This is a genomic window from Coprococcus sp. OM04-5BH (genome assembly GCF_003482105.1).
In the GTDB taxonomy this organism is placed as follows: domain Bacteria; phylum Bacillota; class Clostridia; order Lachnospirales; family Lachnospiraceae; genus Coprococcus.
The window spans coordinates 22,383-48,443 of sequence record NZ_QULM01000007.1 but is presented as its reverse complement, the minus strand read 5'-3'; the positions used below and the strand labels follow the sequence as shown (position 1 = coordinate 48,443).

24 protein-coding genes, 1 other RNA gene and 1 riboswitch are annotated in these 26,061 nt (G+C 42.1%); of the genes, 24 read left to right on the top strand and 1 reads right to left on the bottom strand.

What is annotated here, in order from left to right; translation table 11 throughout:
- Positions 1 to 228 precede the first annotated feature (228 nt).
- The 3 genes from DXB54_RS11235 (at position 229) to mnmA (ending at position 4,085) form a co-directional block, all read left to right on the top strand.
- Entirely contained in the window at positions 229 to 1,674 is a 1,446-nt protein-coding gene (locus DXB54_RS11235) for an MATE family efflux transporter (protein ID WP_118695230.1), read from the top strand.
- A gap of 89 nt (positions 1,675 to 1,763) precedes the next feature.
- Positions 1,764 to 2,945: a cysteine desulfurase NifS gene (nifS, locus tag DXB54_RS11230; protein WP_118695229.1), complete on the top strand. Its 1,182-nt coding sequence runs from the start codon at positions 1,764 to 1,766 to the stop codon at positions 2,943 to 2,945.
- Positions 2,946 to 3,002: 57 nt separating this feature from the next.
- Entirely contained in the window at positions 3,003 to 4,085 is a 1,083-nt protein-coding gene (gene mnmA / locus DXB54_RS11225; RefSeq protein ID WP_021937525.1) for a tRNA 2-thiouridine(34) synthase MnmA, read from the top strand.
- A gap of 167 nt (positions 4,086 to 4,252) precedes the next feature.
- On the opposite strand, the gene DXB54_RS11220 is transcribed toward mnmA, so the two are convergent.
- Positions 4,253 to 5,077: a histidinol-phosphatase HisJ family protein gene (locus DXB54_RS11220; RefSeq protein ID WP_021937526.1), complete on the bottom strand. Its 825-nt coding sequence runs from the start codon at positions 5,075 to 5,077 to the stop codon at positions 4,253 to 4,255.
- 208 nt (positions 5,078 to 5,285) lie between these two features.
- Here DXB54_RS11220 and DXB54_RS11215 point away from each other — a divergent pair, with 208 nt between their 5' ends.
- The 21 genes from DXB54_RS11215 (at position 5,286) to ssrA (ending at position 25,894) form a co-directional block, all read left to right on the top strand.
- Positions 5,286 to 5,753, top strand: coding sequence for a MarR family winged helix-turn-helix transcriptional regulator (locus DXB54_RS11215; RefSeq protein WP_021937527.1), 468 nt, complete (start codon positions 5,286 to 5,288; stop codon positions 5,751 to 5,753).
- Positions 5,754 to 5,823: 70 nt separating this feature from the next.
- Complete coding sequence (locus tag DXB54_RS11210; protein WP_021937528.1) at positions 5,824 to 7,596, top strand: ABC transporter ATP-binding protein; 1,773 nt, start codon at positions 5,824 to 5,826, stop codon at positions 7,594 to 7,596.
- A 1-nt stretch (position 7,597) separates the two neighbouring features.
- A complete protein-coding gene (locus DXB54_RS11205; RefSeq protein WP_442872139.1) occupies positions 7,598 to 9,511 on the top strand; it encodes an ABC transporter ATP-binding protein in 1,914 nt (637 codons plus the stop codon).
- A 234-nt stretch (positions 9,512 to 9,745) separates the two neighbouring features.
- Entirely contained in the window at positions 9,746 to 10,783 is a 1,038-nt protein-coding gene (gap, locus tag DXB54_RS11200) for a type I glyceraldehyde-3-phosphate dehydrogenase (protein WP_118695227.1), read from the top strand.
- A gap of 120 nt (positions 10,784 to 10,903) precedes the next feature.
- Positions 10,904 to 12,118, top strand: coding sequence for a phosphoglycerate kinase (locus DXB54_RS11195; protein WP_021937651.1), 1,215 nt, complete (start codon positions 10,904 to 10,906; stop codon positions 12,116 to 12,118).
- Positions 12,119 to 12,137: 19 nt separating this feature from the next.
- Entirely contained in the window at positions 12,138 to 12,890 is a 753-nt protein-coding gene (tpiA, locus tag DXB54_RS11190; RefSeq protein WP_021937650.1) for a triose-phosphate isomerase, read from the top strand.
- A 94-nt stretch (positions 12,891 to 12,984) separates the two neighbouring features.
- Positions 12,985 to 13,914 (top strand): AEC family transporter, encoded by a 930-nt coding sequence (locus DXB54_RS11185; RefSeq protein ID WP_158578241.1) that lies wholly within the window; start codon positions 12,985 to 12,987, stop codon positions 13,912 to 13,914.
- Positions 13,915 to 13,953: 39 nt separating this feature from the next.
- Positions 13,954 to 14,709: an exodeoxyribonuclease III gene (locus tag DXB54_RS11180; protein WP_021937648.1), complete on the top strand. Its 756-nt coding sequence runs from the start codon at positions 13,954 to 13,956 to the stop codon at positions 14,707 to 14,709.
- A gap of 168 nt (positions 14,710 to 14,877) precedes the next feature.
- The gene (locus DXB54_RS11175) at positions 14,878 to 15,654 is read left to right on the top strand and encodes an ABC transporter permease (RefSeq protein ID WP_118695225.1); all 777 of its coding nucleotides are present in this window, start codon (positions 14,878 to 14,880) and stop codon (positions 15,652 to 15,654) included.
- 47 nt (positions 15,655 to 15,701) lie between these two features.
- Positions 15,702 to 16,463, top strand: a complete 762-nt coding sequence (locus tag DXB54_RS11170) for an ABC transporter ATP-binding protein (RefSeq protein WP_118695224.1) — start codon at positions 15,702 to 15,704, stop codon at positions 16,461 to 16,463.
- A 76-nt stretch (positions 16,464 to 16,539) separates the two neighbouring features.
- Positions 16,540 to 18,081: a 2,3-bisphosphoglycerate-independent phosphoglycerate mutase gene (gene gpmI, locus DXB54_RS11165; RefSeq protein WP_118695223.1), complete on the top strand. Its 1,542-nt coding sequence runs from the start codon at positions 16,540 to 16,542 to the stop codon at positions 18,079 to 18,081.
- A 99-nt stretch (positions 18,082 to 18,180) separates the two neighbouring features.
- Positions 18,181 to 18,600 carry a large conductance mechanosensitive channel protein MscL gene (mscL, locus tag DXB54_RS11160; protein WP_021937644.1) on the top strand — a complete coding sequence of 140 codons (420 nt, stop codon included), beginning with the start codon at positions 18,181 to 18,183 and terminating at the stop codon, positions 18,598 to 18,600.
- A gap of 25 nt (positions 18,601 to 18,625) precedes the next feature.
- A riboswitch (TPP riboswitch) is annotated at positions 18,626 to 18,735 on the top strand.
- Positions 18,736 to 18,890: 155 nt separating this feature from the next.
- Positions 18,891 to 19,712: a hydroxyethylthiazole kinase gene (gene thiM, locus DXB54_RS11155; protein ID WP_021937643.1), complete on the top strand. Its 822-nt coding sequence runs from the start codon at positions 18,891 to 18,893 to the stop codon at positions 19,710 to 19,712.
- Complete coding sequence (thiE, locus tag DXB54_RS11150) at positions 19,699 to 20,367, top strand: thiamine phosphate synthase (protein ID WP_021937642.1); 669 nt, start codon at positions 19,699 to 19,701, stop codon at positions 20,365 to 20,367. The genes thiM and thiE overlap by 14 nt, the downstream gene beginning before the upstream one ends.
- A complete protein-coding gene (locus tag DXB54_RS11145; protein WP_243104799.1) occupies positions 20,354 to 21,010 on the top strand; it encodes an HAD family hydrolase in 657 nt (218 codons plus the stop codon). Before thiE ends, DXB54_RS11145 begins: the two co-directional genes overlap by 14 nt.
- Entirely contained in the window at positions 21,007 to 21,798 is a 792-nt protein-coding gene (gene thiD, locus DXB54_RS11140; RefSeq protein ID WP_021937640.1) for a bifunctional hydroxymethylpyrimidine kinase/phosphomethylpyrimidine kinase, read from the top strand. Before DXB54_RS11145 ends, thiD begins: the two co-directional genes overlap by 4 nt.
- A 111-nt stretch (positions 21,799 to 21,909) precedes the next feature.
- The gene (secG, locus tag DXB54_RS11135; protein ID WP_330426399.1) at positions 21,910 to 22,158 is read left to right on the top strand and encodes a preprotein translocase subunit SecG; all 249 of its coding nucleotides are present in this window, start codon (positions 21,910 to 21,912) and stop codon (positions 22,156 to 22,158) included.
- Positions 22,159 to 22,268: 110 nt separating this feature from the next.
- Positions 22,269 to 24,488 carry a ribonuclease R gene (gene rnr / locus DXB54_RS11130; RefSeq protein WP_118695251.1) on the top strand — a complete coding sequence of 740 codons (2,220 nt, stop codon included), beginning with the start codon at positions 22,269 to 22,271 and terminating at the stop codon, positions 24,486 to 24,488.
- Entirely contained in the window at positions 24,451 to 24,918 is a 468-nt protein-coding gene (gene smpB, locus DXB54_RS11125) for an SsrA-binding protein SmpB (protein WP_021937637.1), read from the top strand. Before rnr ends, smpB begins: the two co-directional genes overlap by 38 nt.
- 91 nt (positions 24,919 to 25,009) lie before the next feature.
- A complete protein-coding gene (locus DXB54_RS11120; RefSeq protein ID WP_021937636.1) occupies positions 25,010 to 25,390 on the top strand; it encodes a hypothetical protein in 381 nt (126 codons plus the stop codon).
- Between the two features lie 159 nt (positions 25,391 to 25,549).
- Positions 25,550 to 25,894, top strand: a transfer-messenger RNA (tmRNA) gene (gene ssrA / locus DXB54_RS11115).
- Positions 25,895 to 26,061: the final 167 nt, after the last annotated feature.

Genomic DNA, 26,061 nt, shown 5'->3' with positions numbered 1-26,061 from the left:
GCCCATGCGTTGAAAACGCATATTGGAATGGCACAATCGACTTGACGCCGAGTGTAAACGAGGGGTCGCTACCTTTAATATGAGGTGGCGATACCAAACAGAGGCAATTTTAATGGTTGTTGCTCCTTTGTCTATGCAAAAAAGACTTGATATAAATATACAGTACTGTTAATATTGTCTGTGGCGAAAAAAGACAAAATGAGTAAGTTAGTGTTAAAGAGGTAAGAAATGCAGAAAGAAAAAGAGCAGATAAGAGAAAATGATAAGGTTGACAATGAGATCAAAAAAGACGCCCCCAACAAAACCAAAGAAAATAAAATGGGAACTATGCCCATAGGAAAGCTTTTGGTTTCTATGTCATTGCCTATGGTAATATCCATGCTGGTACAGGCGCTCTACAATGTGGTGGACAGTGTGTTTGTGTCGTATTTTGATACTGACGGTCTTACAGCTGTATCAACAATATTCCCTATACAGAATCTTATGATAGGTGTGGCATCAGGTCTTGGCGTAGGCTTTAATGCCATTATATCCAGAGCTCTTGGTGAGAAGAAGCAGGAACAGGCAAATGAAGCTGCAAGACAGGGTATATTCCTTGAAGCTATAGGATACATTATATTTCTGTTCATAGGATTGTTCTTCGTCGGTACATTCATGCACAGTCAGACATCAAACCAGAAGATAATTACCTACGGAATAGATTACGGAATGGTGTGCTGTGTACTTTCCTTTGGAATGTTTGCCCAGATGACCTTTGAGAGACTTCTTCAGTCAACGGGAAGAACAATTTATACCATGATAACCCAGGGACTTGGAGCTATCATCAATATAATACTTGACCCGATCCTTATATTTGGATACTTAGGTATGCCTAGACTTGGTGTGACAGGTGCGGCACTGGCTACAGTCATAGGTCAGTGTATAGCAGCGATACTTGCAATATATTTCAATCTTAAGAAGAACCCTGATCTTCATATATCCTTTAAGAAATTTAAGCCGGTAGGTACCATTATAAAAAGAATACTTGGTATAGGTGTGCCGTCTGTTATAATGATAGCAGTAGGTTCTGTAATGACATATCTTCTGAACCGTATCCTGTATTCCCTTAACGAGGTTGCGGTTACAATATTCGGCGTGTACTTTAAGGTGCAGAGTATGGCGTTCATGCCAGTGTTCGGTATGAACAACGGTATGATCCCTATAGTTGCTTACAATTACGGTGCCAAGCGCCCTGACAGGATGATGAAGACCTTTAAGTTAAGCTGTAGTATATGTATGTGTATAATGGCGGTATGTCTTATTATCATCCAGGTGGCACCTGTGCCTATCTTAAAGATATTCAATGCCACAGATGATATGCTTAATATGGGTATCCCTGCCATGAGGATACTAAGTAGTCCGTTTATATTTGCAGGTCTGGCAATAGCGTGCTCAGGTGTGTTCCAGGCTCTGGGCAAGGGAATATACAGTATGATAGTGTCCATGGCAAGACAGCTATTCGTACTTGTTCCTGCAGCATATATACTGGCAAAAGCTACTCACAATGTGACATATGTATGGTTTGCATTTCCTATAGCAGAAATTTTCAGTATGGTGCTGTCGTTGGTATTATTTGCCTATGCCTACAGAAAGATAATCAAGCCCCTTGATCAGGAAAAAATTTCCCTAAGCTAAAGGTCTTTTATGGCTCACAAGGGATACTAAAGGGAATAGTATATATTAGACGCAGTATACTCTTATTCAAATGAAGGGAATGATAATTGATGATATATCTGGACAATGCGGCGACTACGGCTGTAAGACCTGAGGTCGTTGACGCCATGCTTCCTTACTACAGGACAAATTACAGCAATCCGTCAGGCGTGTATGGATTTGCAGGTAAGAATAAAAATGTTATCTCTGATGCCAGAGATGTAATAGCTTCTGTAATAAATGCCAAGGGTGACGAGATATATTTTACTTCCGGCGGAAGTGAGTCGGATAACTGGGCATTAAAGGGTATTGCGTGGGCATATAGAAATAAAGGCAGACATATCATAACTACGAAAATAGAACATCATGCCATCCTGCACTCCTGTGAGTGGCTCGAGAAGGAAGGTTATGATATTACTTATATAGATGTTGATGAGGCAGGTGTAGTGAGACTTGACAAGCTGGAGGCTGCCGTAAGGGAAGATACGATACTTATTTCTGTTATGTTTGCAAATAACGAGATAGGAACCATACAGCCTGTAAAGGAGATAGGAAGGATCGCCCATATGCATGGAGTGCTGTTCCATACGGATGCAGTTCAGGCATTCGGACAGATACCCATAGATGTAAATGACATGAACATCGACATTTTAAGTGCCAGCAGTCATAAGTTTAACGGACCTAAGGGAATGGGTTTTCTCTATGTGAAGAGCGGCATACGGCTTGACAGCATAATCCATGGTGGTGGACAGGAAAGAGGCAGAAGAGCAGGAACTGAGAATGTTCCGGCAATAGTGGGAATGAAGACTGCGGCGGAGCTTGCAGCAATCACCATGACAAAGAGGATTGAGTACGAGACAAAGCTTAGAAATTATATGATAAAGAGGATAATGTCAGAGATACCCTATGCCAGGGTAAATGGCAGCATGAATGACAGGCTTCCGGGCAATGTGAATATGGGCTTCCAGTTCGTAGAGGGGGAGACTGTGCTCATAATGCTGGATATGGAAGATATATGTGCTTCAGCAGGTTCTGCATGTTCCTCCGGTTCAATAGATCCTTCTCATGTGCTGATGGCCATAGGGCTTCCGGAAGAAATAGCCAGAGGCTCTGTGAGATTTACCATAGGATATGAGAACACCATGGAAGAAATTGACAGGACGGTGGATGTGCTTAAGCGTATAATAGGAAATCAGAGAAAGATGTCTGACGCCTATCTCAGGCTTACAGGTCAGGTTAAGAAGGCTGACTGACAGGAGCTTGGAGAATTTAAGGTGTTGCTGACTTTTGAAATTAAGAGGAAATAAAACATGGATAAGAAGACAGTATGTGTAGGAATGTCAGGTGGAGTTGATTCATCAGTTGCGGCATATCTGTTGAAGGAACAGGGATATAATGTTATAGGAGTTACCATGCAGATATGGCAGAGTGAGGATCCCATGGCTGTAAGCAATAACGGTGGCTGTTGCGGTCTGTCTGCCGTGGATGACGCCAGGAGAGTTGCGGATCGCCTTGAAATTCCTTATTATGTTATGAATTTTAAGGATGATTTTAAGAAATATGTTATAGATTATTTTGTTGATGAGTATAAGAATGGTCATACACCAAATCCATGCATAGCCTGTAACAGGTATGTTAAGTGGGAAGCTCTTCTTAAGAGATGTATGATGATAGGCGGAGACTATATAGCAACAGGACATTATGCCAGAGTCATAAAGCTTGATAACGGAAGATATACTTTAAAGACTGCAAAGGGGATTGCCAAGGATCAGACTTATGCCCTTTATAACCTGACCCAGGAGCAGCTTGGCAGAACTCTTATGCCTGTGGGAGACTATGACAAAACGGAGATCAGAAAGATCGCAGATGAAATAGGTCTTGCGGTTGCCCATAAGCCTGACAGCCAGGATATATGTTTTGTTCCTGACGGTGATTATGCAGGATATCTTGAAAGGGAGGCTGGACTTGTGTCAGTTCCCGGGAATTTTGTAGATACGAATGGCAATGTGATCGGTAGACACAAGGGTATAATCCATTACACCATCGGACAGCGTAAGGGACTGGGGATCGCTGCAGGTCATCCTGTATTTGTAGCGGATATAATCCCTGAAACAAATGAGGTGGTTATCGGTGAAAATGAAGATATCTTTAAAACAAGGCTTGTGGCGGACAGGACTAACCTTATGGCAATAGACAGACTTGATGGCGAGATGAGAGTTATGGCGAAGATAAGGTATGCCCACAAGGGCTGTATGTGTACCATAAAAATGGCAGGCGAAGACAGAATAGAGGTTTTGTTTGATGAGCCTGTCAGAGCCATGACAAAGGGGCAGGCAGTAGTATTCTATAAGGATGACTATATTGTAGGTGGCGGTACCATCTGTGAATTTTAAAAATATTGCTTGAGCATGAAAATCCAAAATAAAAACCAATAATATAAATCAAAAATATAATCAGAAATGAGATATAAAAATCCGGCAGATATAGTTTTCTGCCGGATTTTTTTGCAATGAGGAATTGGAATAAGTTTTCACGAATATTTTTATGGCGTTTTGTTATATTATATCGGATTAAATTCAGGCTTTCTGTTCTTAAAGGTTGTGTAGTACTTATACCCCAGGGATGTGAGCAGGTCCCTCACAACAGTTTCAAATCCGTAACATATATAATCTGTAACATGGGCATCACTTCCCACAGTGATTATCTCACCACCCATGGCCTTGTACATTTTAAGTGCCTCAATGTGTGGGTGAGGAAATGTCATCTTTTTATAAAGGCTTCCGGTATTTATTTCTATTCCCTTTCCCTTTGATATAAGCACCTTGAAGATCTCTTCAAAGATATCTGCGTGATCCTTGAAGCAGTAGTCTTTTTCACCGCCCGGAAGGTATCTGACTATATAATCAAGATGACCATATACATCAAAATCGTCAAAGGTCCTTACACTGGTAAGGATACATTCAAAATATTCCCTTAAAGCCTCTTTGGAGGATCTTCCCTCATAGTAGGAAGGATAGTAGGGATCCAGTCCTCTTACAAGATGGGTGGAGCCTATGATAAAGTCATATTCAGGCCACTTACTTACATAGTTTCTGACCTTTTCCTCTATGCCCGGCATAAGTCCAAGTTCTACGCCGAAGCGTACATCTATCTTATCCTTATAAAGCTCTGACATTTCCTTTAAGCATGCCAGATACCTTGGTGTATCAAGTTTGAAATCCATAGTTGGATCCGACTCATCCTGTATAACAAAGTCAATGTCGTAGTGGTCTGTAAGGCAGACCTTGGGAAGTCCCAGGGCTATCGCCTTTTCTATAACTGCACTTACAGGTGTTGATGAGTCAGAAGAAAATTCCGAATGTAAATGTGAATCACATATTTTCATTTGACAAAACCTCTTTTCTGAGCATTTCTTTATACAGACATAATAATACACAGAGCATATCCAGTCAAAGATAAATCATAAAATGCAGAATTTGTATCATTGATGAATTATTTATAAACTCATCAAATTAATATTGAAATATTAAAATATAGTGATAAAATATAGTTCGGCTACTAACTGTTAGTATACGAACTAAGGGAGGCGCATCATGAAAGAGCTCGGAAACAGGATAATTATATTGTCAAACGGAATAAAGCATTACCTTCACAAGGCTGCGGAGGAGGAAGGAATAAGCGGAGCCCAGAGCAGGATACTCCGTTTTATCGCAGTGAGGGGTAGTGAGGGAGACATATATCAGAAGGATATGGAGGATTTCTTTTATCTCAGGCGTTCCACTGTGACCCAGACTCTACAGACCATGGATAAGAATGGACTGATAAAGAGGACAAGCGTGAAGAAGGACGCGAGACTTAAGAAGATAGAGATGACAGATGAGGGCAGAGCCATGGAGCGGAGGATACATACAAAGGTTGAAGCCATGGAACAGCAGATAAGCGGTTGCCTTACAGAAGAGGAAATCGGGATATTTTTAAGCTCCATAGACAAGATAGATACTAAGATGATGGAACTTCTGGGAGAGTGTCCCTGTAAGGAAAAGCTAACAGAGAATAAATGACAAATACAAGGTTATGAACATCGGAAAAACAGGTGAATACTGAAATATATGGCATGAGGAGGAGTAAAAGATGTTAAAGACACTAATGAAACAGATCAAAGAATTTAAGGCAGCATCCATTGCAACACCATTTTTTATGCTGCTTGAGGTTCTTATGGAAACGGTAGTACCGTTTCTTATGGCGTCCATCATTGATGATGGTGTAAATGTTCCCGGTGGAGATATCAGACATATCTGCATAGTGGGAGCATGGATGATAGCAGCGGCTGCCGTGGGATTATTTGCAGGCCTCATGGGTGGAAAGTACGGAGCCTATGCCTCGGCAGGATTTGCAAAAAATCTGAGACAGGCAATGTATTACAACATTCAGACATTTTCATTTGCAAATATAGACAAATACAGCACAGCGGGACTTGTTACACGAATGACCACAGATGTGACCAACGTGCAGAACTCGTACATGATGATACTCAGAATGGGCATGAGAGCACCTGCCAGCATGATATGTGCCATGGTGGCAGCTTTTCTTATAAACGGCAGAATCGCCAGTATCTACCTTATAGCCGTGGTGCTTCTTGGCTGCGTGTTGTTCTTTATCATAAGAAAGGCAAATAAATACTTCAATATTGTTTTTGAGAAGTACGATGACTTAAATGCCAGCGTGCAGGAGAATGTATCTGCTATCCGTGTTGTAAAGGCATATGTAAGAGAAGAGTATGAGACAAATAAATTTGCAAATGCCAGTGCAAAGGTATACAACATGTTCGTTAAGGCAGAGAGTATAATAGCCTGTAACATGCCGGTTATGATGTTTACAGTATATACATGTATACTGCTTATAAGCTGGGTTGGGGCACACATGATAGTAAGTGACAGCATTACCACAGGTAATCTTATGAGTCTTCTTGCATACTGCATGAACATACTTATGAGCCTTATGATGTTGTCCATGGTGTTCGTAATGATCAGTATGAGTATGGCAAGCGGAAGAAGGATTGCAGAGGTTATAAATGAAACGGCCACTATACATAATGATGATGATCCTGTTATGGAGGTTAAGGATGGCAGCGTAGTATTTGACCATGTATATTTCAAATATAAGGAGAATGCAGAGGGCTACGTTCTTAAGGATATAAATATAGATATAAAGTCAGGAGAGACTATCGGTATAATCGGAGGTACAGGAAGTGCCAAGACCAGTCTTGTGAATCTTATCAGCCGTCTGTATGATGTGACTGATGGAAGTGTCAGGGTAGGTGGCATAGATGTGAGAAAGTATGACATGGAAGCCCTGAGAAATAAGGTTGCGGTGGTTCTGCAGAAGAATACATTGTTCAGCGGAACCATATACGAGAACCTGAGATGGGGCAACAAGGAAGCCACTGATGAAATGTGCAGACGTGCCTGCAAGCTTGCCTGTGCGGATGAATTTATCGAGCGTATGCCTGATGGTTACAATACATATATAGAACAGGGCGGCTCCAACGTATCCGGAGGCCAGAAGCAGCGCCTTTGTATTGCCAGGGCACTTCTTAAGGAGCCTAAGATACTTATACTGGATGATTCTACCAGTGCGGTTGATACTGCAACGGACGCCAGGATCAGGAAGGCGTTTGCAACTGAGATACCTGACACAACAAAGATAATAATTGCACAGAGAATATCCAGTGTTGAACATGCAGACCGCATAATCGTAATGAACGAGGGTCAGATAAACGGCATAGGAACCCACGAAGAGCTTCTTGAGGGAAATGATATCTACAGAGAGGTCTACGAATCCCAGACCTCGGGGGGCGGAGACTTTGATGAACCGGCTGTTAAGGAGGTGAAGGATAATGAGTAACATGAGAGAAAAAAAGGCACAGGCAGCTCCGGGAAGATCAGGAGGTAAAAAAGGACCGGCAGAGCCGGGAAAATTGCTTAAAAGACTCATGGGAATGATAATGAAATACTATGGCGTGGCTGTGGTCATAGTAGCCATATGTATAATCATAAATGTCCTGGCAAATGTCCAGGGAACCATGTTCATGCAGAGACTTATAGATGACTATATAACTCCACTCTTAAAGAGTGAGACCAAGGACTATATGCCACTGTTAAAGGCCATCGGCAGAGTGGCAGGATTTTATGGAATCGGTATTGTTGCTTCATATACTTACAACAGGATAATGGTAAATGTCACCCAGGGTATGCTTAAGCATTTCCGTGATGCCATGTTCACAAAAATGGAGCGGCTCCCTATCAAGTACTTTGACACCCATGCCCACGGAGACATCATGTCAATGTATACAAATGATACAGATACCTTGAGACAGATGATAAGTCAGTCCATGCCGCAGTTATTTAACAGTGCCATAACAATTGTCAGCACGACGGTATGTATGGTCATGTTAAATGTCCCTCTTACGGTACTTACATTTGTAATGGTTGGAGTAATGCTTGGGCTCACAAGAAAGATCGGAGGTCTTTCAGCGAAGCATTTCATTGCCCAGCAGAAGGATATAGGAAGCTTAAACGGTTATATTGAAGAGATGATGCAGGGGCAGAGAGTTGTCAAGGTATTCTGCCATGAGGAGGAGAGCAAGAAAGCCTTTGATGAGCTTAATGAACAGTTATGCGAAAGCTCATACAAGGCAAATAACTACTCTAACATACTTGGCCCTATAAATGCCCAGATAGGTAATATCAGCTATGTGTTATGTGCCATAGTGGGAGGTGTGCTTGCCATAGGAAATGTAGGTGGCTTCAGTCTCGGCGGACTTGCCAGCTTCCTGACCTTTAACAAGAACTTTAATATGCCTATAAACCAGATAAGCATGCAGATAAATGCCATAGTAATGGCACTTGCCGGCGCCGAGAGGATATTTAATCTGTTGGACGAGGATCCTGAGGTGGACGAAGGATACGTGGAGCTTGTAAATGCAAGGAAAGAAAACGGAGAGATAGTTCCGAGTGAAAAGAGAACAGGTCTGTGGGCATGGGCACATAAGCACACAAACGGCGATCCCACAACATATGTGGAACTTAAGGGCGATGTGGTATTCGATGATGTGGACTTCGGGTACAATGATGACAAGATCGTACTCCACAATGTAAGCCTTTATGCAGAGCCCGGACAGAAGATTGCTTTTGTAGGCTCAACCGGAGCAGGAAAGACCACCATAACCAATCTTATAAACCGATTTTATGACATACAGGACGGTAAGATAAGATACGACGGAATAAATGTAAACAAGATAAAGAAGGCAGATCTCAGACGTTCACTTGGAATCGTACTTCAGGATACACACCTGTTCAGCATGAGTGTAAGGGAGAATATCAGATACGGAAGGCTAGACGCAACGGATGAGGATGTTGTGGCTGCAGCAAAGCTTGCAAATGCAGATGGCTTCATAAGAAGACTCCCACAGGGATATGACACAGTGCTTACCGGTGATGGTGCCAACTTAAGTCAGGGACAGAGACAGCTCCTTGCCATAGCCAGGGCGGCAATAGCCGATCCGCCGGCACTTATACTTGATGAAGCAACAAGTTCCATTGATACAAGAACAGAAAGACTTGTACAGGACGGAATGGATAAGCTTATGGCGGGACGTACCACATTTGTTATAGCCCACAGACTTTCAACCGTTAAGAACAGTGACTGTATAATGGTGCTGGAACAGGGAAGGATAATAGAGCGTGGTACCCATGAGGAGCTTCTGGAGAAGAAGGGCAGATATTATCAGCTCTACACCGGAAATGCGGTACTGGCATAGAAAGTTCTGTCGGAAAAACAATATAAAAATCTAAAAAACGACATATATATACAATTTGCTTAAAAAGAATTGTAGAATATTATTAATATGTTTAAAAAAAATCACATTAACACTTGAAATTTTTATACAAAAAATGTATGATTAGCTTGTGTTTTAACACGATTTATTTGCCACATGTAAAAGTGTGGTAGATTATAAATACTTTTATTATTCAAAACTTAGGAGGAATAAAAAATGGCAGTAAAAGTAGCAATTAATGGTTTTGGACGTATTGGTCGTCTCGCATTCAGACAGATGTTCGGAGCAGAAGGATATGAAGTAGTTGCAATCAACGACTTAACAAAGCCTTCAATGCTTGCAGATCTTCTCAAGTACGATACAGCACAGGGTGGTTACTGTGGTAAGATTGGTGAGAACCTTCACACAGTTTCAGCTGATGATGAGGCTAACACAATCACAGTTGACGGCAAGACTCTTACAATCTATGCTAAGGCTAACGCAGCAGAGCTTCCATGGGGAGAGATCGGTGTTGATGTAGTTCTTGAGTGTACTGGTTTCTACTGCTCAAAGGAAAAGTCAATGGCTCATATCACAGCAGGTGCTAAGAAGGTTGTTATCTCAGCTCCAGCAGGAAATGACCTTAAGACAATCGTTTACTCAGTAAACCAGGATACATTAACAGCAGATGATCAGATCATCTCAGCTGCTTCATGTACAACAAACTGTCTTGCACCAATGGCTAAGGCTCTTAATGAATATGCTCCTATCCAGTCAGGTATCATGTCAACAATCCACGCTTACACAGGTGATCAGATGATCCTCGACGGACCACACAGAAAGGGCGACTTAAGAAGAGCTAGAGCAGGTGCTGCTAATATCGTTCCTAACTCAACAGGTGCTGCTAAAGCTATCGGTCTTGTTATCCCAGAGTTAAATGGTAAGTTAATCGGATCAGCTCAGAGAGTTCCAGTTCCAACAGGTTCAACAACAATCCTTACAGCAGTTGTTAAGGGTGCTGATGTAACAGTTGACGGAATCAACGCTGCTATGAAGGCTGCTTCATCAGAGTCATTCGGTTACAACACAGATCCAATCGTTTCATCAGATGTTATCGGTATGAGATATGGTTCATTATTTGATGCTACACAGACAATGGTATCAAAGATCGCTGATGATTTATATGAGGTTCAGGTTGTTTCATGGTATGACAATGAGAACTCATACACAAGCCAGATGGTTAGAACAATCAAGTACTTCGCTGAGTTAGCATAATTGTAACGCTCATTTAAAAGTATTTATTAGACCTAATAGAGGGTCCGGTCTACATGGACCGGATCCTCTTTTTTTACGCAGAGGCGTAATTATCAATGTGACAATCAGGAGGAAATTAAAATGTCATTAAATAAGAAATCAGTTGATGATATCAACGTTAAGGGTCTTCGTGTACTCTGCAGATGTGATTTCAATGTACCATTAAAGAATGGTGAGATCACAGATGAGAACAGACTTGTAGCTGCACTTCCAACAATCAAGAAGCTTATCGCTGACGGCGGTAAGGTTATCCTTTGCTCACACCTTGGAAAGGTTAAGACAGAGGAAGACAAGCAGACAAAGACACTTGCACCTGTTGCCAAGAGACTTTCAGAGCTTCTCGGACAGGAAGTTAAGTTCGTACCAAGCTTAGAGGTTGTTGACGATACAGTAAGAGCTGCAGTTGACGCTATGAAGGACGGAGAAGTTATCCTTCTTGAGAATACACGTTTCAGAGCTGAAGAGACAAAGAACGGAGAGGCATTCTCTAAGGATCTTGCAAGTATCTGTGATGTATTCGTAAACGACGCATTCGGTACAGCTCACAGAGCTCACTGCTCAAATGTTGGTGTTGCTTCACTTGTTGACACAGCAGTAGTTGGATATTTAATGCAGAAGGAGATCGACTTCCTCGGAAATGCAGTTGAGAATCCTGTAAGACCATTTGTTGCTATCCTTGGTGGTGCAAAGGTTGCTGACAAGCTTAACGTTATTTCAAATCTTCTTGAGAAGTGTGACACACTTATCATCGGCGGAGGTATGGCTTACACATTCCTTAAGGCTAAGGGATATGAGATCGGTAAGTCACTTGTTGATGATACAAAGATTGACTATTGTAAGGAAATGATGGAGAAGGCTGAGAAGCTTGGCAAGAAGCTCCTTCTTCCTGTTGACTCAGTAATGATCAGCGATTTCCCTAACCCTATTGACGATCCTACAATCGAAACAGAGATCTGTGACGCTGACAAGATGAATGCTGACAAGGAAGGCTGTGATATTGGACCTAAGACAATAAAGCTTTACTCAGAGGCAGTTAAGACAGCAAAGACAGTTGTTTGGAACGGACCAATGGGTGTATTTGAGAACCCTGTTCTTGCAGCAGGTACAAAGGCTGTAGCAGCAGCACTTGCTGAGACAGATGCAACTACTATCATCGGCGGTGGAGATTCAGCGGCAGCAGTTAATATCTTAGGATATGGACCAAAGATGAGCCACATTTCAACAGGTGGCGGAGCTTCACTTGAATTCCTTGAGGGTAAAGAGCTTCCAGGTGTAGTAGCAGCTAACGATAAGTAAGAAAAGAGGATAAATAAAAATGGCAAGAAGAAAGATTATTGCAGGTAACTGGAAGATGAACATGACACCTTCACAGGCACTTGCTCTTGTAGAAGAATTAAAGCCTCTGGTAGTTAATCCAGATGTAGACGTAGTATATTGTGTTCCAGCTATAGACATTGTACCTGTAGTAAATGCAGTTAAGGGTACAAACGTAGAAGTTGGTGCTGAGAATATGTATATTGAAGACAAGGGTGCATATACAGGTGAGATCAGTGCTCCAATGTTAGTTGATGCAGGTGTTAAGTATGTTATCATCGGACATTCAGAGAGAAGAGATTACTTCAAAGAGGATGATGCATTCTTAAATGCAAAGGTTAAGAAGGCTATTGCAGCAGGTCTTACACCTATCCTTTGCTGTGGCGAGAGCTTAGAGCAGAGAGAGACAGGCGTTACAATGGATTGGATCAGACTTCAGATCAAGTCAGACCTTGCCGGCGTATCAGCAGATGACGTTAAGAACCTTGTTATCGCATACGAGCCAATCTGGGCTATCGGTACAGGAAAGACAGCTACAGCAGATCAGGCACAGGAAGTATGTAAGGGAATCCGTGATCTTATCGCTGAGATCTATGATGAGGCTACAGCAGACGCAGTTCGTATCCAGTACGGCGGATCAATGAATGCAGGAAATGCAGCAGAGTTACTTGCTAAGCCTGACATTGATGGCGGACTTATCGGTGGTGCTTCACTCAAGGCAGACTTTGGTAAGGTTGTAAACGCAGGTAAGTAATTTATCTGTATTACAGTTTTAAGTAAATATTATGGGGTGGCAAATTCACATAATGTGGATTTGCCACTTTTATACTGGAATGAGAGGTTTTTTGATGGCAGTTGTTAATGTGGTATTGCCTGTTATAGTAATGCTTGCATTAGGCGTGATATGCAGGATGAAGAATATAATTTCCACCGAGGGAATGAGATGTATAAAGAAATATATCACAGCTTTTGCTTTGCCGGTTACTATTTTTCACGCTATTGCAACAGCAAATTTTAATGAAAGTACAGTTAAGATAACTGTAATAATGTTAATATTTTTCGGAATTAGTTTCACACTTGGTTTTTTATGTAAAGGTATAGTTAAAGATGAAAATATAAGGAAGTTCTTTCCTTTTTTAATAACAGTTTATGAATGTGGTATGTTGGGATATCCCCTGTACCAGAATTTATGTGGAGCAGAAAATCTGGGTAATATAGCCGTTATGGATATAGCCGGTGGAATATTCGGCTTCGGCATATTCTTCGGAGTACTTCAGGTGGTTGAGTCTGGAAAGAAGCTCAGTGCCAAGTTACTTCTTAAGAATTGTATGACCGATCCCTGCTTCATAGCATTGATCCTTGGAATAATACTTGGAGTATCGGGACTTATGGACAAGTTCATCACTACAGATGTGGGTATTCTGTACGTTTCCGTGAAGAATATAATAGTGGCACCCCTTACAGCTCTTATTCTCCTTAACGTGGGATATGATTTCACATTGAGTAAGGAGATACTGGGATCATGTATAAAGACACTTATATTCAGAGTAGCGCTTCAGGCAGTTGGGCTTGTAGGAATACTCCTGTTGTTTAAGAATGATGGAATATCTAAGTATCAGACAATAGCATTTTGTTTATACTTCTTTGTAACACCAAGTTTTGCCCTTACAAGCTACAGCTCGGATGAGAAGGGCAATAAATACTTTGCCACGACAGTGTCCCTTTATACAATAGTTACCATTGTGGCTTACACGATCATAGCCATTGTTTTTAAGTAAAAGCACGTCATCACTTAAATAATAAAGAGGAATTGAAAAATGAAATTAATATCATGGAATGTAAATGGAATAAGAGCCTGTGCAGGAAAGGGATTTATGGATGTGTTCAATAACGCAGACGCAGATTTCTTCTGTATCCAGGAATCAAAAATGCAGGCAGGGCAGCTTGAGCTTAATATGCCGGGATATCACCAGTACTGGAATTATGCAGTAAAGAAGGGATATTCGGGTACAGCTATATTTGCAAAGGAAGAGCCTTTAAATGTTGCCTACGGAATAGGAATGGAAGAGCATGACCAGGAGGGAAGAGTTATCACCCTTGAATATGATAAGTTCTACATGGTTACTGTATATACACCTAATTCCCAGAACGAGCTGGCAAGGCTTTCCTACAGAATGAAGTGGGAGGATGATTTCGCCGACTACATCATGGGGCTTGATGAGAAGAAACCCGTGATCATCTGCGGAGACCTTAACGTGGCACACAAGGAGATAGATCTTAAAAATCCTAAGACCAACAGGCACAATGCAGGATTTACAGATGAAGAAAGAGAAAAATTCTCAAAACTTTTAGACAGAGGCTTTATAGATACCTTCAGATATTTTTATCCCGATAAGGCGGATATATATTCCTGGTGGTCGTACAGATTTAAGGCGAGAGAGAAGAACGCCGGATGGCGTATTGACTACTTCCTTGTATCGAAGAGGCTTGAGGATAAGCTTAAGGATGCAGTTATACATACAGAAGTATTCGGTTCAGATCATTGCCCTGTGGAGCTTGATATAGATCTGTAGGTGGATTGAACACAGATTTGTAAGTGGACTGGACACAGATCTGTAAGAGGTTTGACGATGTAATATAACTGTGATATAATCATGTGGATTTTTTAGTGGACAACGTGATGACGGCCTCCGTTTTCCGGAAATATCATGCCGGTAATTCAATCACTGGAAAGGAAAGTTATGGAATACTTTAGAAATTTTTGGGGACACAGATATCTCCTTGCAGAGCTTGTAAAAAAAGGAATTAAGCTCAAGTACAGACGTTCTTATCTGGGAATAATCTGGTCGCTTCTTGAACCGCTTTTAACAACTATTGTCCTCACAGTGGTATTTGGAACCCTTTTTGGAGTAAAGGACCAATCCTATCCGCTGTATGTATTATGTGGTAGATTGCTTTTCTCATTGTTCTCATCGGGAACAACATCGGCAATGAAATCCATACGTGATAATGCGGGAATGATAAAAAAGGTATATGTGCCCAAGTATCTGTATCCTATGGCAAGTATACTGTTTAACTTTGTAATATTCCTTATTTCACTGATCATACTTATACCATTGTCACTTTATTGTGGCGTATATCCGAAGGCGAGCTGGCTGCTGATATTCGTACCGCTTATATTACTTCTTATGCTTACCTTTGGTGTTGGAATGATACTTGCTACGGTAAATGTATTTTTTAGGGATATGGAATATCTCTGGGAGGTATTTAAGCTTCTTATAATGTATATGTCGGCCGTGTTCTATTATCCCGAGAGACTTCTTGACAGCCCTTATGCTTTCCTGCTTAAGTACAATCCCCTTTACTGTATCATAGAGATGTTCAGATATGTACTTATAGGCGGAGAGACCTACAGCATACATCATGCAGAGTATGCTTTTGGTTCAGCGTTGATACTGATAGTTATTGGGTGCATTGCATTCTACAAGAAGCAGGATAAATTTATACTTAATATATAATTTACGATGGAATATAATATCAACAGATTGATTAAGGATGGAGTTCAATGAGTACTGATAAAAACACCGGGAAGAAACCGGCATTAATAGTTGAAGATATAGGCATGAAGTTTAATCTCAGTTCAGAGAAGGTAGACAGCTTTAAGGAGTATGTTATCAAGTCTATAAGACATCAGATAAGCTACGATGAGTTCTGGGCACTGGAGCATATTAATTTTACCCTGAACAAGGGCGACAGATTAGGTATCCTGGGACTTAACGGTGCCGGAAAGAGTACACTGCTTAAGGTTATTGCAGGTGTGTTCAAGCCTACTACAGGAAGGGTCATCAGAAACGGCAAGATTGTTCCTCTCCTTGAGCTTGGTGCAGGCTTTGACCAGCAGTATACCGGAAGAGAGAATATATACCTTTACGGAACAGTTCTCGGATACAGCAAGAAGTATCTTGATGAGAAATTTGATGAAATATTGGAATTTTCCGAACTTGGGAAGTTCATTGATGTACCTCTTAAGAACTATTCATCAGGTATGAAGTCTAAATTAGGATTCTCTATTGCAACCATTTCCAATCCGGAGATACTTATACTTGACGAAGTGCTCTCCGTAGGTGACGCCAAGTTCAGAAAGAAGAGTGAGGCTAAGATCATGAGTATGATGGATGGGGGAACAACTGTATTATTTGTATCCCATTCCATTGACCAGGTATGTGCCATCTGCAACAAGGCCATGATACTTGATCACGGACATCTTATAGAGTATGGTGATATAGAGGAGATTGCTCCTATATACAATAAAATGGTAGGCGATTGATCATATTTTCCGTGGTGGATATGATCGTGCATATATATTTACAGTAATAAAAATAAAAGAAGAGGAGAAAATTGAAATGAGTAAGAAACCAGTTGTGTTAATGGTACTTGACGGTTACGGAATCAGTGAGAAGACAGAGGGAAATGCCATTGCATTGGCAGATACACCTGTTATGGACAAGCTTATGGCTGAGTGCCCATATGTAAAGGGAAACGCTTCAGGTGAGGCAGTAGGTCTTCCAGAGGGACAGATGGGTAACTCTGAGGTAGGACATATGAACATCGGTGCAGGTCGTATCATATATCAGGAACTTACAAGAATTACAAAGGCTATTAAGGACGGAGATTTCTTTGAGAACAAGGAAATGCTTGACGCTATAGAGAACTGTAAGAAGAACAACTCTGATCTTCATCTCTGGGGACTTCTTTCAGACGGTGGTGTGCACAGCCACAATACACATCTTTACGCTATTCTTGAGCTCTGTAAGAGACAGAACTTCGACAGAGTATATATCCATCCATTCTTTGATGGAAGAGATACAGCTCCTGCTTCAGGAAAGGGCTTCTTAGAGGAGCTTATTGCAAAGACAAAGGAAATCGGAGTAGGTAAGGTTGCTTCACTTTCAGGACGTTACTATGCAATGGACAGAGATAACAGATGGGACAGAGTAGAGCTTGCATACAAGTCACTGGTTACAGGTGAGGGCGTTCAGGCAGAGGATCCTGTAGCAGCTATCCAGGAGTTTTATGACAAGGAAGTTTATGATGAGTTCATCCTTCCTACAGTTATCGTTGAGAATGGCAAGCCTGTATCACTTGTTAAGGCAGATGATTCAGTCATATTCTTCAATTTCAGACCAGACAGAGCAAGAGAGATCACCCGTGCATTTTGTACAGATGATTTTGACGGATTTGAGAGACCGAACGGAAGAATGCCTTTAGTATATGTGTGCTTCAAGGATTACGATGAGTCAATACCTAACAAGGAAGTTGCATTCAAAAAGGAAGATATCAAGAACACCTTCGGTGAGTATCTTGCTGCAAATGGTCTCAAGCAGCTCCGTACAGCAGAGACAGAGAAGTATGCCCATGTAACATTCTTCTTCAACGGCGGCGTAGAAGAGCCAAACAAGGGCGAGGACAGAATACTTGTTAAGTCACCAAAGGTTGCAACATATGATCTTCAGCCTGAGATGAGTGCTCCGGAAGTAAGCAAGAACCTTAATGAGGCTATATTAGGCGGAAAGTACGACGTTATTATCATCAACTTCGCAAACCCTGATATGGTTGGACACACAGGTGTTATTCCTGCAGCTATTAAGGCAGTTGAGACAGTAGATAAGTGCGTTGGAACTGCTGTAGAGGCTGTTAAGAAGGTTGACGGTGTATTATTTATCTGTGCTGATCATGGTAACGCAGAGCAGATGATCAATTACGAGACAGGTGCTCCGCATACAGCACATACAACAAATCCTGTTCCATTCATACTCTATAACTATGATGAGTGCAAGGCCTTAAGAGAGGGTGGATGTCTTGCTGATATTGCACCTACATTACTTGAGATACTTGGACTTCCACAGCCTGCAGAGATGACAGGAAAGTCACTTATAATCAGATAATAAGCAGTAAATTACTAATGCTAAGCTCCGGCAGGGATACCATATGTGATGGTGTTTATCTACATGTCGTATCCTGACGGATAAAGGAGGAAAGATACTATGAAGAAATTTTTTGAGGAATTTAAGAATTTCGCCCTTAAGGGAAATGTTATGGATCTTGCCATCGGTGTTATAATCGGCGCAGCATTTCAGAATATTGTTACAGCCTTTACAGACAGTTTTATCAATCCTATCATCAACAGCATTGGCGGTGCCAGTGTGGGTGGTAAGTTCGAGATATTCAGTACCGGACAGTACATCACCTATGGTAACTTTATAACCGCGGTTATCAATTTCCTGATAATGGCACTGGTATTGTTCCTGTTTATGAAGACCATAAACAAAGTAATGTCTATCGGCAAGCATAAGGAAGAGGAGGCAGCGCCACTTACAAGAAAGTGTCCATACTGCTTCGGTGAGATAGACAAGAAGGCAACCAGATGTATGCATTGTACATCAGAGGTTGTACCGGAAGAATAATTGTGATATAATCACATGAGTAAACAAAAAACAAATGGGGAGCTTGCGGCTGCAGGCTGAGAGTAGGCAATGTGAAGCCTTGACCCACAACCTGATTTGGGTAATGCCAACGTAGGGATGTATCTGCTTTCTTTTTTGTTTAATTTAAAGGACGGATGTTTCTGCGGAAGCATCCGTCATTTTGTTATGGCAACGAGTCAAGTGCAACATGCTTGCATGATTGCATTTGACGACTGCTAATTCTAGAGTCAGGTGGGATATATCAAATAAAACGAAAGAGGGAAGAAAAAATGTTTAAAGAATGTGTTGAAAATGTAAGAAAGAACGTGCCACTTGTACATAATATTACCAACTATGTAACTGTTAATGATGTGGCAAATGTACTGCTGGCATGTGGCGGAAGCCCTATAATGTCAGATGACTCAGAGGATGTATATGATATCACATCCATCTGCGGAGGGCTTAACATCAATATAGGTACACTTAATAAGAATACAATACCATCAATGTTCATTGCAGGTAACAGAGCTAAGGAGCTGGGACATCCGGTTCTGCTTGATCCTGTAGGCGCCGGTGCCAGCAAGCTTCGTACAGACACAGCAGTTAAGATAGTAGACGAGATCCATCCTGACATCATCAGAGGAAATATTTCAGAGATAAAGACCCTTGCTCTGGGTTCAGGCAGCACAAAGGGTGTTGATGCAGATGTATGTGACGCTGTAACAGATGAGACTCTTGACAGTGCAGTGGAATTTGTCAAGAAATTTGCAGTTAAGACAAAGGCTATTGTGGCAGTAACAGGTGCTATTGACCTTGTTACAGACGGACAGAAGTGCTACGTTATAAGAAACGGAAGACCTGAGATGAGCAAGATCACAGGAACAGGATGTCAGCTTTCAGGTCTTATGACAGCCTATGCCGTTGCAAATAAAGACAATATGCTTGAGGCATGTGCTGCTTCAGTATGTCTTATGGGTCTTGCAGGAGAGACAGGCTACAACAATCTTAAGGAAGGCGAGGGTAATTCCACCTACAGAAACAGGATAATAGACGCTGTTTACAACATAGACGGAGATACTCTTGAGGCTGGTGCTAAGTATGAGATCAGATAATGTAAAACCGGAGGAGCTGCTTTTATACGCAGTAACAGACAGATACTGGCTGGGAGATGAAACCTTATACCAGCAAGTAGAGAAGACCCTTAAGGGAGGTACAACCTTCGTACAGTTAAGGGAGAAGAAGCTTGATGAGGATAACTTCTTAAAGGAAGCCATAGAGATAAAGGAATTATGCAGGAAGTACAATGTTCCTTTTGTTATAAATGATAATGTGGATATAGCCCTTAAGATGGACGCAGACGGTGTTCATGTGGGACAGAGCGATATGGAGGCACTGGATGTGAGAAAGCTCCTGGGACCGGACAAGATCATAGGTGTGTCTGCCCAGACAGTGGAACAGGCAGTACTTGCGGAGAAGCATGGAGCAGATTATCTGGGAGTCGGGGCGGTATTCCAGACAAACTCAAAGGATGATGCAGATTTCGTAAGTTATGATACATTAAAGGCGATCTGCGAGGCTGTATCCATTCCTGTAGTTGCCATTGGTGGAATAACAAAGGACAATATCATTTCACTTAAGGATTCGGGAATATGCGGAATATCCGTGATATCAGCTATATTTGCAGAGAAAGATATAACAGCAGCCACAAAGGTATTGAAGGAAAGAACACTTGAAATGCTTGGAGGTAAGAGCCTTGGTTCCTGTTAAGGGTGCGATATTTGACGTGGACGGAACTCTCCTTGATTCCATGAAGATGTGGGATCACGCAGGAGAAATCTACCTTAAGAGTCTTGGGATAAAGGCAGAGCCGGATCTGGAAGAGAAGCTTTTTACCAGGACCATGACAGAGGGTGCCCTGTATATGAAGGGGGCCTATAACATAGACCTTACAGTGGAGGAGATCAAGGCAGGGATAAATTCCACCATAGCGGATTTTTATGCAAATGAGGTTGAACTTAAGCCGGGAGTAAAGGAGTTTCTTGAACTTTTAAGTGCGAGGAACATTCCTGCCACTGTGGCTACAGCAACGGACAGGTGCCACATAGAGGCGGCATTTAAAAGACTTGGAGCCATGGAATATTTTCAAAGGATATTTACCTGCTCAGAGGTTGGTATGAGCAAGGAGGATCCACTGATATTTTTAAAATGTGCGGAATGTATGAAGCTTCACAAGTCGGAGATAATGGTATTCGAGGACGGATACCACGCGGCAGAGACGGCTAAGAAGGCAGGTTTCATGGTGTGTGGTGTATATGACAGCTCAAGTGAGGGGTATGCAGACCGGGTGAAGCAGTACAGTGACATATATATCAACAGCTTCACGGAGCTTGATGGAAAGGCGATACTATGAATACAGCACTTACAATAGCCGGAAGTGACTGCTCGGGTGGTGCAGGTATACAAGCGGATATTAAGACAATGATGGCCAATAAGGTATATGCCATGAGTGCCATAACGGCACTGACAGCCCAGAATACCACAGGGGTTACAGGTATAATGGAGGTTACTCCGGAGTTCCTTAAAAGTGAGCTTGACGCTATATTTACAGATATATATCCGGACGCAGTGAAGATTGGCATGGTTTCCTCGGGAAAGCTTATAAGGGTGATCGCTGACAGCCTTAAGGAATATAAAGCAAGGAATATAGTGGTTGATCCTGTTATGGTTGCCACCTCAGGGGCAAGGCTTATAGATGAGTCTGCAGTGGCTGTGCTTACGGAGGAACTGTTTCCACTGGCAGATGTGATAACTCCTAACATCGGGGAGGCGGAGATATTATCCGGTATGACAATCAGAGATAAGGCGGATATGGAGAAGGCGGCATGCCATATATCAGAGAAGTTTGACACGGCAGTGCTGCTTAAGGGCGGTCACAGCATAAATGACGCAAATGATCTGCTGTACCATAAGGGAAGCCTTTCATGGTTTGCAGGAAAGCGGATAGATAATCCCAATACCCATGGAACCGGATGTACACTTTCATCAGCAATAGCTTCTAATCTTGCCAAGGGCTATGATATGTACACATCCATTTATAAGGCTAAGAATTATATATCGGGAGCCTTAAATGACATGCTGGATCTGGGAAAGGGCAGTGGCCCCATGAACCATGGATTTGCCATTGATGCAATTTACTAGGTTAACGGACAAAAAACAGAATAAATTAAAATAATTGTTGATATTACGGAGATATTATGATATCATTTTACGAGTTGATGTGATTTTACATTCAGAACATTATGAATGGAGGTGTCTGGATTGAGAACAGCACTTATGGTGGTTTATATTATTGTATGTATAGTTATAACAATTATTGTCCTTTCACAGGAAGGTAAGCCGGCAAGTCTTACTAACTCAATAAGTGGAGGAGCTTATGATAATTCATACTGGAGCAAGAATAAGAAGGGCTCAAAGGAAGAGGTACTTAAGAAGATAACAGGTGTTCTTGGTTTTCTTTTTATTGCCATTGCACTTTTACTTGATTCCAAGTTATTCTAGTCAGTAGGATTATATATTTGATAAATGATTGATCAATGCTTACATATATGTTTATGTAAGCATTTTTCACTTTAAAGGGATATTTGCAGTATGAGATTGGAGCAGAACAGGTGGAGAAAACAGAGTTATTTGAAGAGAGAAAGAAAATTATATATGATCTGATGTGCGATAGTAAGTACAAGCCTTTGAAATATAAGGAGATAGTGTATCTGCTTCAGGTGCCTGAGGAGGACAGACCGGAGCTTTCGGCTATACTTGACAGATTGATCTACGAGGGCAAGATCGAGAAAAAGGAGAACGGCAGATATGTTAAGACTGCCGATGAGCTGTTAGAGGGAACTTTCATAAGCAACAAGAAGGGCTTTGGCTTTGTAAGGGTAGACGGGATCGATTATGATTTCTTCATCCCTGCAAATAAAACCCGTGGGGCATTCCACGATGACAAGGTCCTTATAAGACCCTTAGATGAAAGTGAGATGTATGGTGAACGAAGGAACAGAAGACGTTCGGGAACCGTTAAGAAGCTGTCAGAGGCTTCCGTAGAGAAGATCCTTGAGAGAGGGCTTAAGACAGTTGTGGGCGTGTACCAGAAGAATAAGAAGTTCGGATTTGTCATTCCTGACAACAGCCGTATCGACAGTGATATATTTATCCCGGGAAGATTTGAAAATGGTGCTAAGAGCGGAGACAGGGTTGTAGCAGAGCTTACCTCCTACGGAGACAAAGTGAGGTCCGCAGAGGGAAAGATCATTGAGGTCATAGGAGATTATACGGATCCTCTGACAGATGTACTGTCCGTAGTCCGTGAGCTTAAGATACCATATGAGTTTCCTGAGGAGGTTACGGCGGATCTGAAGCGTATTCCGGATGAGGTGGATCCAAGGGAGCTTGCCACAAGAACAGACCTCAGGGATCTGGTGACAGTTACCATAGACGGTGAGGACGCCAAGGATCTTGATGACGCCATAACCCTTTATGAGGAGAACGGAATGTACAAGCTTGGGGTTCACATTGCAGATGTGTCCCACTATGTTACGGAGAACTCACCTCTTGATAAGGAGGCACTTAACCGTGGAACAAGCTGCTATCTGGTGGACAAGGTGATACCTATGCTGCCGGAGAAGCTCAGTAACGGTATATGTTCATTAAATGCCGGTAAAGACAGACTTACCCTAAGCTGCCTTATGGATATAGATAAGAATGGAAATATCGTAAGTCACAAGATATGCGAGAGCGTTATAAATGTAAATGAGAGAATGACTTACACGGCGGTATCCGCCATTGTTGAGGACAGAGATCCGGAGACCATGGAGAGATATTCTGAGCTGGTGCCGTTATTCGACCTTATGCTTGAGGTTTCGGATCTGTTAAGGGAGAAACGCCGTCAGAGAGGCTCCATAGACTTTGATTTCGACGAGTCCAAGATCGTGGTGGAGGATGGAAAGGTAAGCTATATAGGTGCCTATGAAAGAAGACGTTCAAACGGCATAATCGAGGACTTTATGCTTGCTGCAAATGAAACTATTGCAGAGGATTATTTCTGGCAGGAGCTTCCGTTTGAATACAGAGTCCACGAGGCACCGGACGCAGAAAAGGTCAAGCAGCTTGGAGTCCTTATCAGCAAATTTGGATTTTACTTCAAGGCTTCAAGGGATAATGTACATCCTAAGGAGTTCCAGAAGCTTATTGACAGTATAAGCGGCAGTGAGTGTGAGAATCTGGTAAGCAGGATGACCTTAAGGACCATGAAGCAGGCTAAGTATTCAACAGAATGTACGGGACACTTTGGTCTGGCGTGCAGATATTATTGCCATTTTACCTCGCCTATAAGAAGATATCCGGATCTTATGATCCACAGGATAATCAAGGAGAATATCAGGGGAAAGCTTAACGACAACAGGCAGAAGCACTATAATGCCATCCTTCCTAAGATATGTGATGACAATTCCAAGAAGGAGAGAAGGGCAGAGTCCGCAGAGCGTGAGGTGGAGAAGCTCAAGAAGGTTGAATACATGAGTGAGCATGTAGGAGAGGTATTCCAGGGTGTCATATCAGGTGTGAACAACCGCGGAATATTTGTAGAATTGGAGAATACTGTAGAAGGCTTTGTAAGCGTGGCGGATATGTATGATGATTTCTACTGTTACAGTGAGGAAGAATATGCTATGATAGGTGAGACCGGTCATAATAAATATTCCATCGGAGATAAGGTTACCGTAAAGGTTGCGAAAACAGACAAGCTTACGAAAAGCATTGACTTCGTTATAAAGATGAAGGAAGGAGAAGAAAGCCATGGCAAAGGAAAAAGGAGACAGGCTCATCGCAAATAACAAAAAAGCCTACTATGACTATTTCATAGAGGAAAAGTATGAAGCCGGCATTGCCCTGGTGGGAACAGAGGTTAAGTCCTTAAGACAGGGACATTGCAGCATAAAAGAGGCATTTATAGGTATAGACAAGGGTGAGATATTCATACATCACATGAATATAAGTCCCTATGAAAAGGGAAATATATTCAACCGGGATCCCCTTCGTACCAGAAAGCTTCTGCTCCACAGCTATGAGATAAATAAACTGGCAGGACAGATAAAGGAAAAGGGATATACTATAATGCCCCTTAAGGTTTATCTGAAGGACGGACTCATCAAGGTTGAGATCGGACTTGCCAGAGGTAAGAAATTATACGACAAGCGTGCAGAGATCGCCAAGAAGGACATAAGGCGTGAGGCAGAGAAGGAGTTTAAGGTAAGGATGAGATAGATCCGGATGAACTTGTGAAAAACCTGTGAAACAGGTGGATTATTCTTTACGCCTGTGATATAATGGGCACTACGTCGGGAGGATATTAAGAATGAGCCAGACAAAGGTAGATAAAAGAAAGCAGGAGAAGAAAAATCTTGCGGCTAAGAAGAGAAAGCAGAAGATAGGAAAGGTAATAGGAGGCATTGTAACTGTTCTTGTTATATGCGGGATAATTGCTTCATTTGCAGTGTATAACTATATTAAGAGCCGTCCATCCTATATAGATAAGGAGGATCTTCAGACAGCCATCAACGAAGAGTGGAAGGACAAGGGATATGATTCAATATTCACTGCCAAGACACCTACAGAGGACACAACAGAAGCTTCTACTGCTGACGAGAACCTTGAGACAGAGGTTGACAGCAGTGCAGTAGAAAATGATAACTCTTCAGAGGAGACAGAAGCTGCTACCACAGAGGAGCAGAATTAAGCTTTAAAGTGATAAGCGGAAAGAAAAAGTAAAAACAATAACAGATCATAGGTGAAAGACCTTGTGATATATACCGGCAACCGGTGGATTTATATATGATCATCACGGAGCATGATATTTCATGAACAGATTGTGTTCCGCTTGATAATAGATATGTAAGGGGTTGACTGGTTTCGACAGGGGTTTTGAAGTTATGGAAGCCATCCGTGGCCCAGGACCACGCTAAAACTTGGAAATTAAATTTAAACGCTAACGATAATTTAGCTTACGCTGCCTAGTTGCAGCTGCCGACTTTAGGGTCCCCCGAGCCCTTTAGACCCGGTATCATCCTTCGGGAAACTCTGGTGCCTAAGCTTTGCGGTGTCAGAAAATTCATGAAGCTACTAAGAGTCACATCTTGTCAGTGGGAGGCGGCTTAAGGGAATGTCAAAGCATTGACTGTGATGGAAGAAACTGTAATGAATGGGCCTTTGGACGCGGGTTCGACTCCCGCCAGCTCCAGTAAATGTCGTAAGGAGGGACCCAACGAAGTTGGGAGGATACCTTGCGACCTACGCGAACGCCGATAGGCGTTTGCTACCTTTGAAAAACGTAAGGAGGGACCCAACGAAGTTGGGAGGATACCTTGCGACCTACGCGAACGCCGATAGGCGTTTGCTACCTTTGAAAAA

Coding starts and splice junctions, on each gene's coding strand:
- mscL (WP_021937644.1), top strand. CDS start 18,181: ATGAAGAAATTTTTTGAGGAATTTAAGAATTTCGCCCTTAAGGGAAAT.
- tpiA (WP_021937650.1), top strand. CDS start 12,138: ATGGCAAGAAGAAAGATTATTGCAGGTAACTGGAAGATGAACATGACA.
- DXB54_RS11205 (WP_442872139.1), top strand. CDS start 7,598: ATGAGAGAAAAAAAGGCACAGGCAGCTCCGGGAAGATCAGGAGGTAAA.
- DXB54_RS11185 (WP_158578241.1), top strand. CDS start 12,985: ATGGCAGTTGTTAATGTGGTATTGCCTGTTATAGTAATGCTTGCATTA.
- nifS (WP_118695229.1), top strand. CDS start 1,764: ATGATATATCTGGACAATGCGGCGACTACGGCTGTAAGACCTGAGGTC.
- gap (WP_118695227.1), top strand. CDS start 9,746: ATGGCAGTAAAAGTAGCAATTAATGGTTTTGGACGTATTGGTCGTCTC.
- DXB54_RS11220 (WP_021937526.1), bottom strand. CDS start 5,077: ATGAAAATATGTGATTCACATTTACATTCGGAATTTTCTTCTGACTCA.
- DXB54_RS11195 (WP_021937651.1), top strand. CDS start 10,904: ATGTCATTAAATAAGAAATCAGTTGATGATATCAACGTTAAGGGTCTT.
- thiM (WP_021937643.1), top strand. CDS start 18,891: ATGTTTAAAGAATGTGTTGAAAATGTAAGAAAGAACGTGCCACTTGTA.
- DXB54_RS11170 (WP_118695224.1), top strand. CDS start 15,702: ATGAGTACTGATAAAAACACCGGGAAGAAACCGGCATTAATAGTTGAA.
- DXB54_RS11210 (WP_021937528.1), top strand. CDS start 5,824: ATGTTAAAGACACTAATGAAACAGATCAAAGAATTTAAGGCAGCATCC.
- gpmI (WP_118695223.1), top strand. CDS start 16,540: ATGAGTAAGAAACCAGTTGTGTTAATGGTACTTGACGGTTACGGAATC.
- thiD (WP_021937640.1), top strand. CDS start 21,007: ATGAATACAGCACTTACAATAGCCGGAAGTGACTGCTCGGGTGGTGCA.
- DXB54_RS11180 (WP_021937648.1), top strand. CDS start 13,954: ATGAAATTAATATCATGGAATGTAAATGGAATAAGAGCCTGTGCAGGA.
- DXB54_RS11175 (WP_118695225.1), top strand. CDS start 14,878: ATGGAATACTTTAGAAATTTTTGGGGACACAGATATCTCCTTGCAGAG.
- DXB54_RS11120 (WP_021937636.1), top strand. CDS start 25,010: ATGAGCCAGACAAAGGTAGATAAAAGAAAGCAGGAGAAGAAAAATCTT.
- smpB (WP_021937637.1), top strand. CDS start 24,451: ATGGCAAAGGAAAAAGGAGACAGGCTCATCGCAAATAACAAAAAAGCC.
- DXB54_RS11215 (WP_021937527.1), top strand. CDS start 5,286: ATGAAAGAGCTCGGAAACAGGATAATTATATTGTCAAACGGAATAAAG.
- DXB54_RS11235 (WP_118695230.1), top strand. CDS start 229: ATGCAGAAAGAAAAAGAGCAGATAAGAGAAAATGATAAGGTTGACAAT.
- thiE (WP_021937642.1), top strand. CDS start 19,699: ATGAGATCAGATAATGTAAAACCGGAGGAGCTGCTTTTATACGCAGTA.
- mnmA (WP_021937525.1), top strand. CDS start 3,003: ATGGATAAGAAGACAGTATGTGTAGGAATGTCAGGTGGAGTTGATTCA.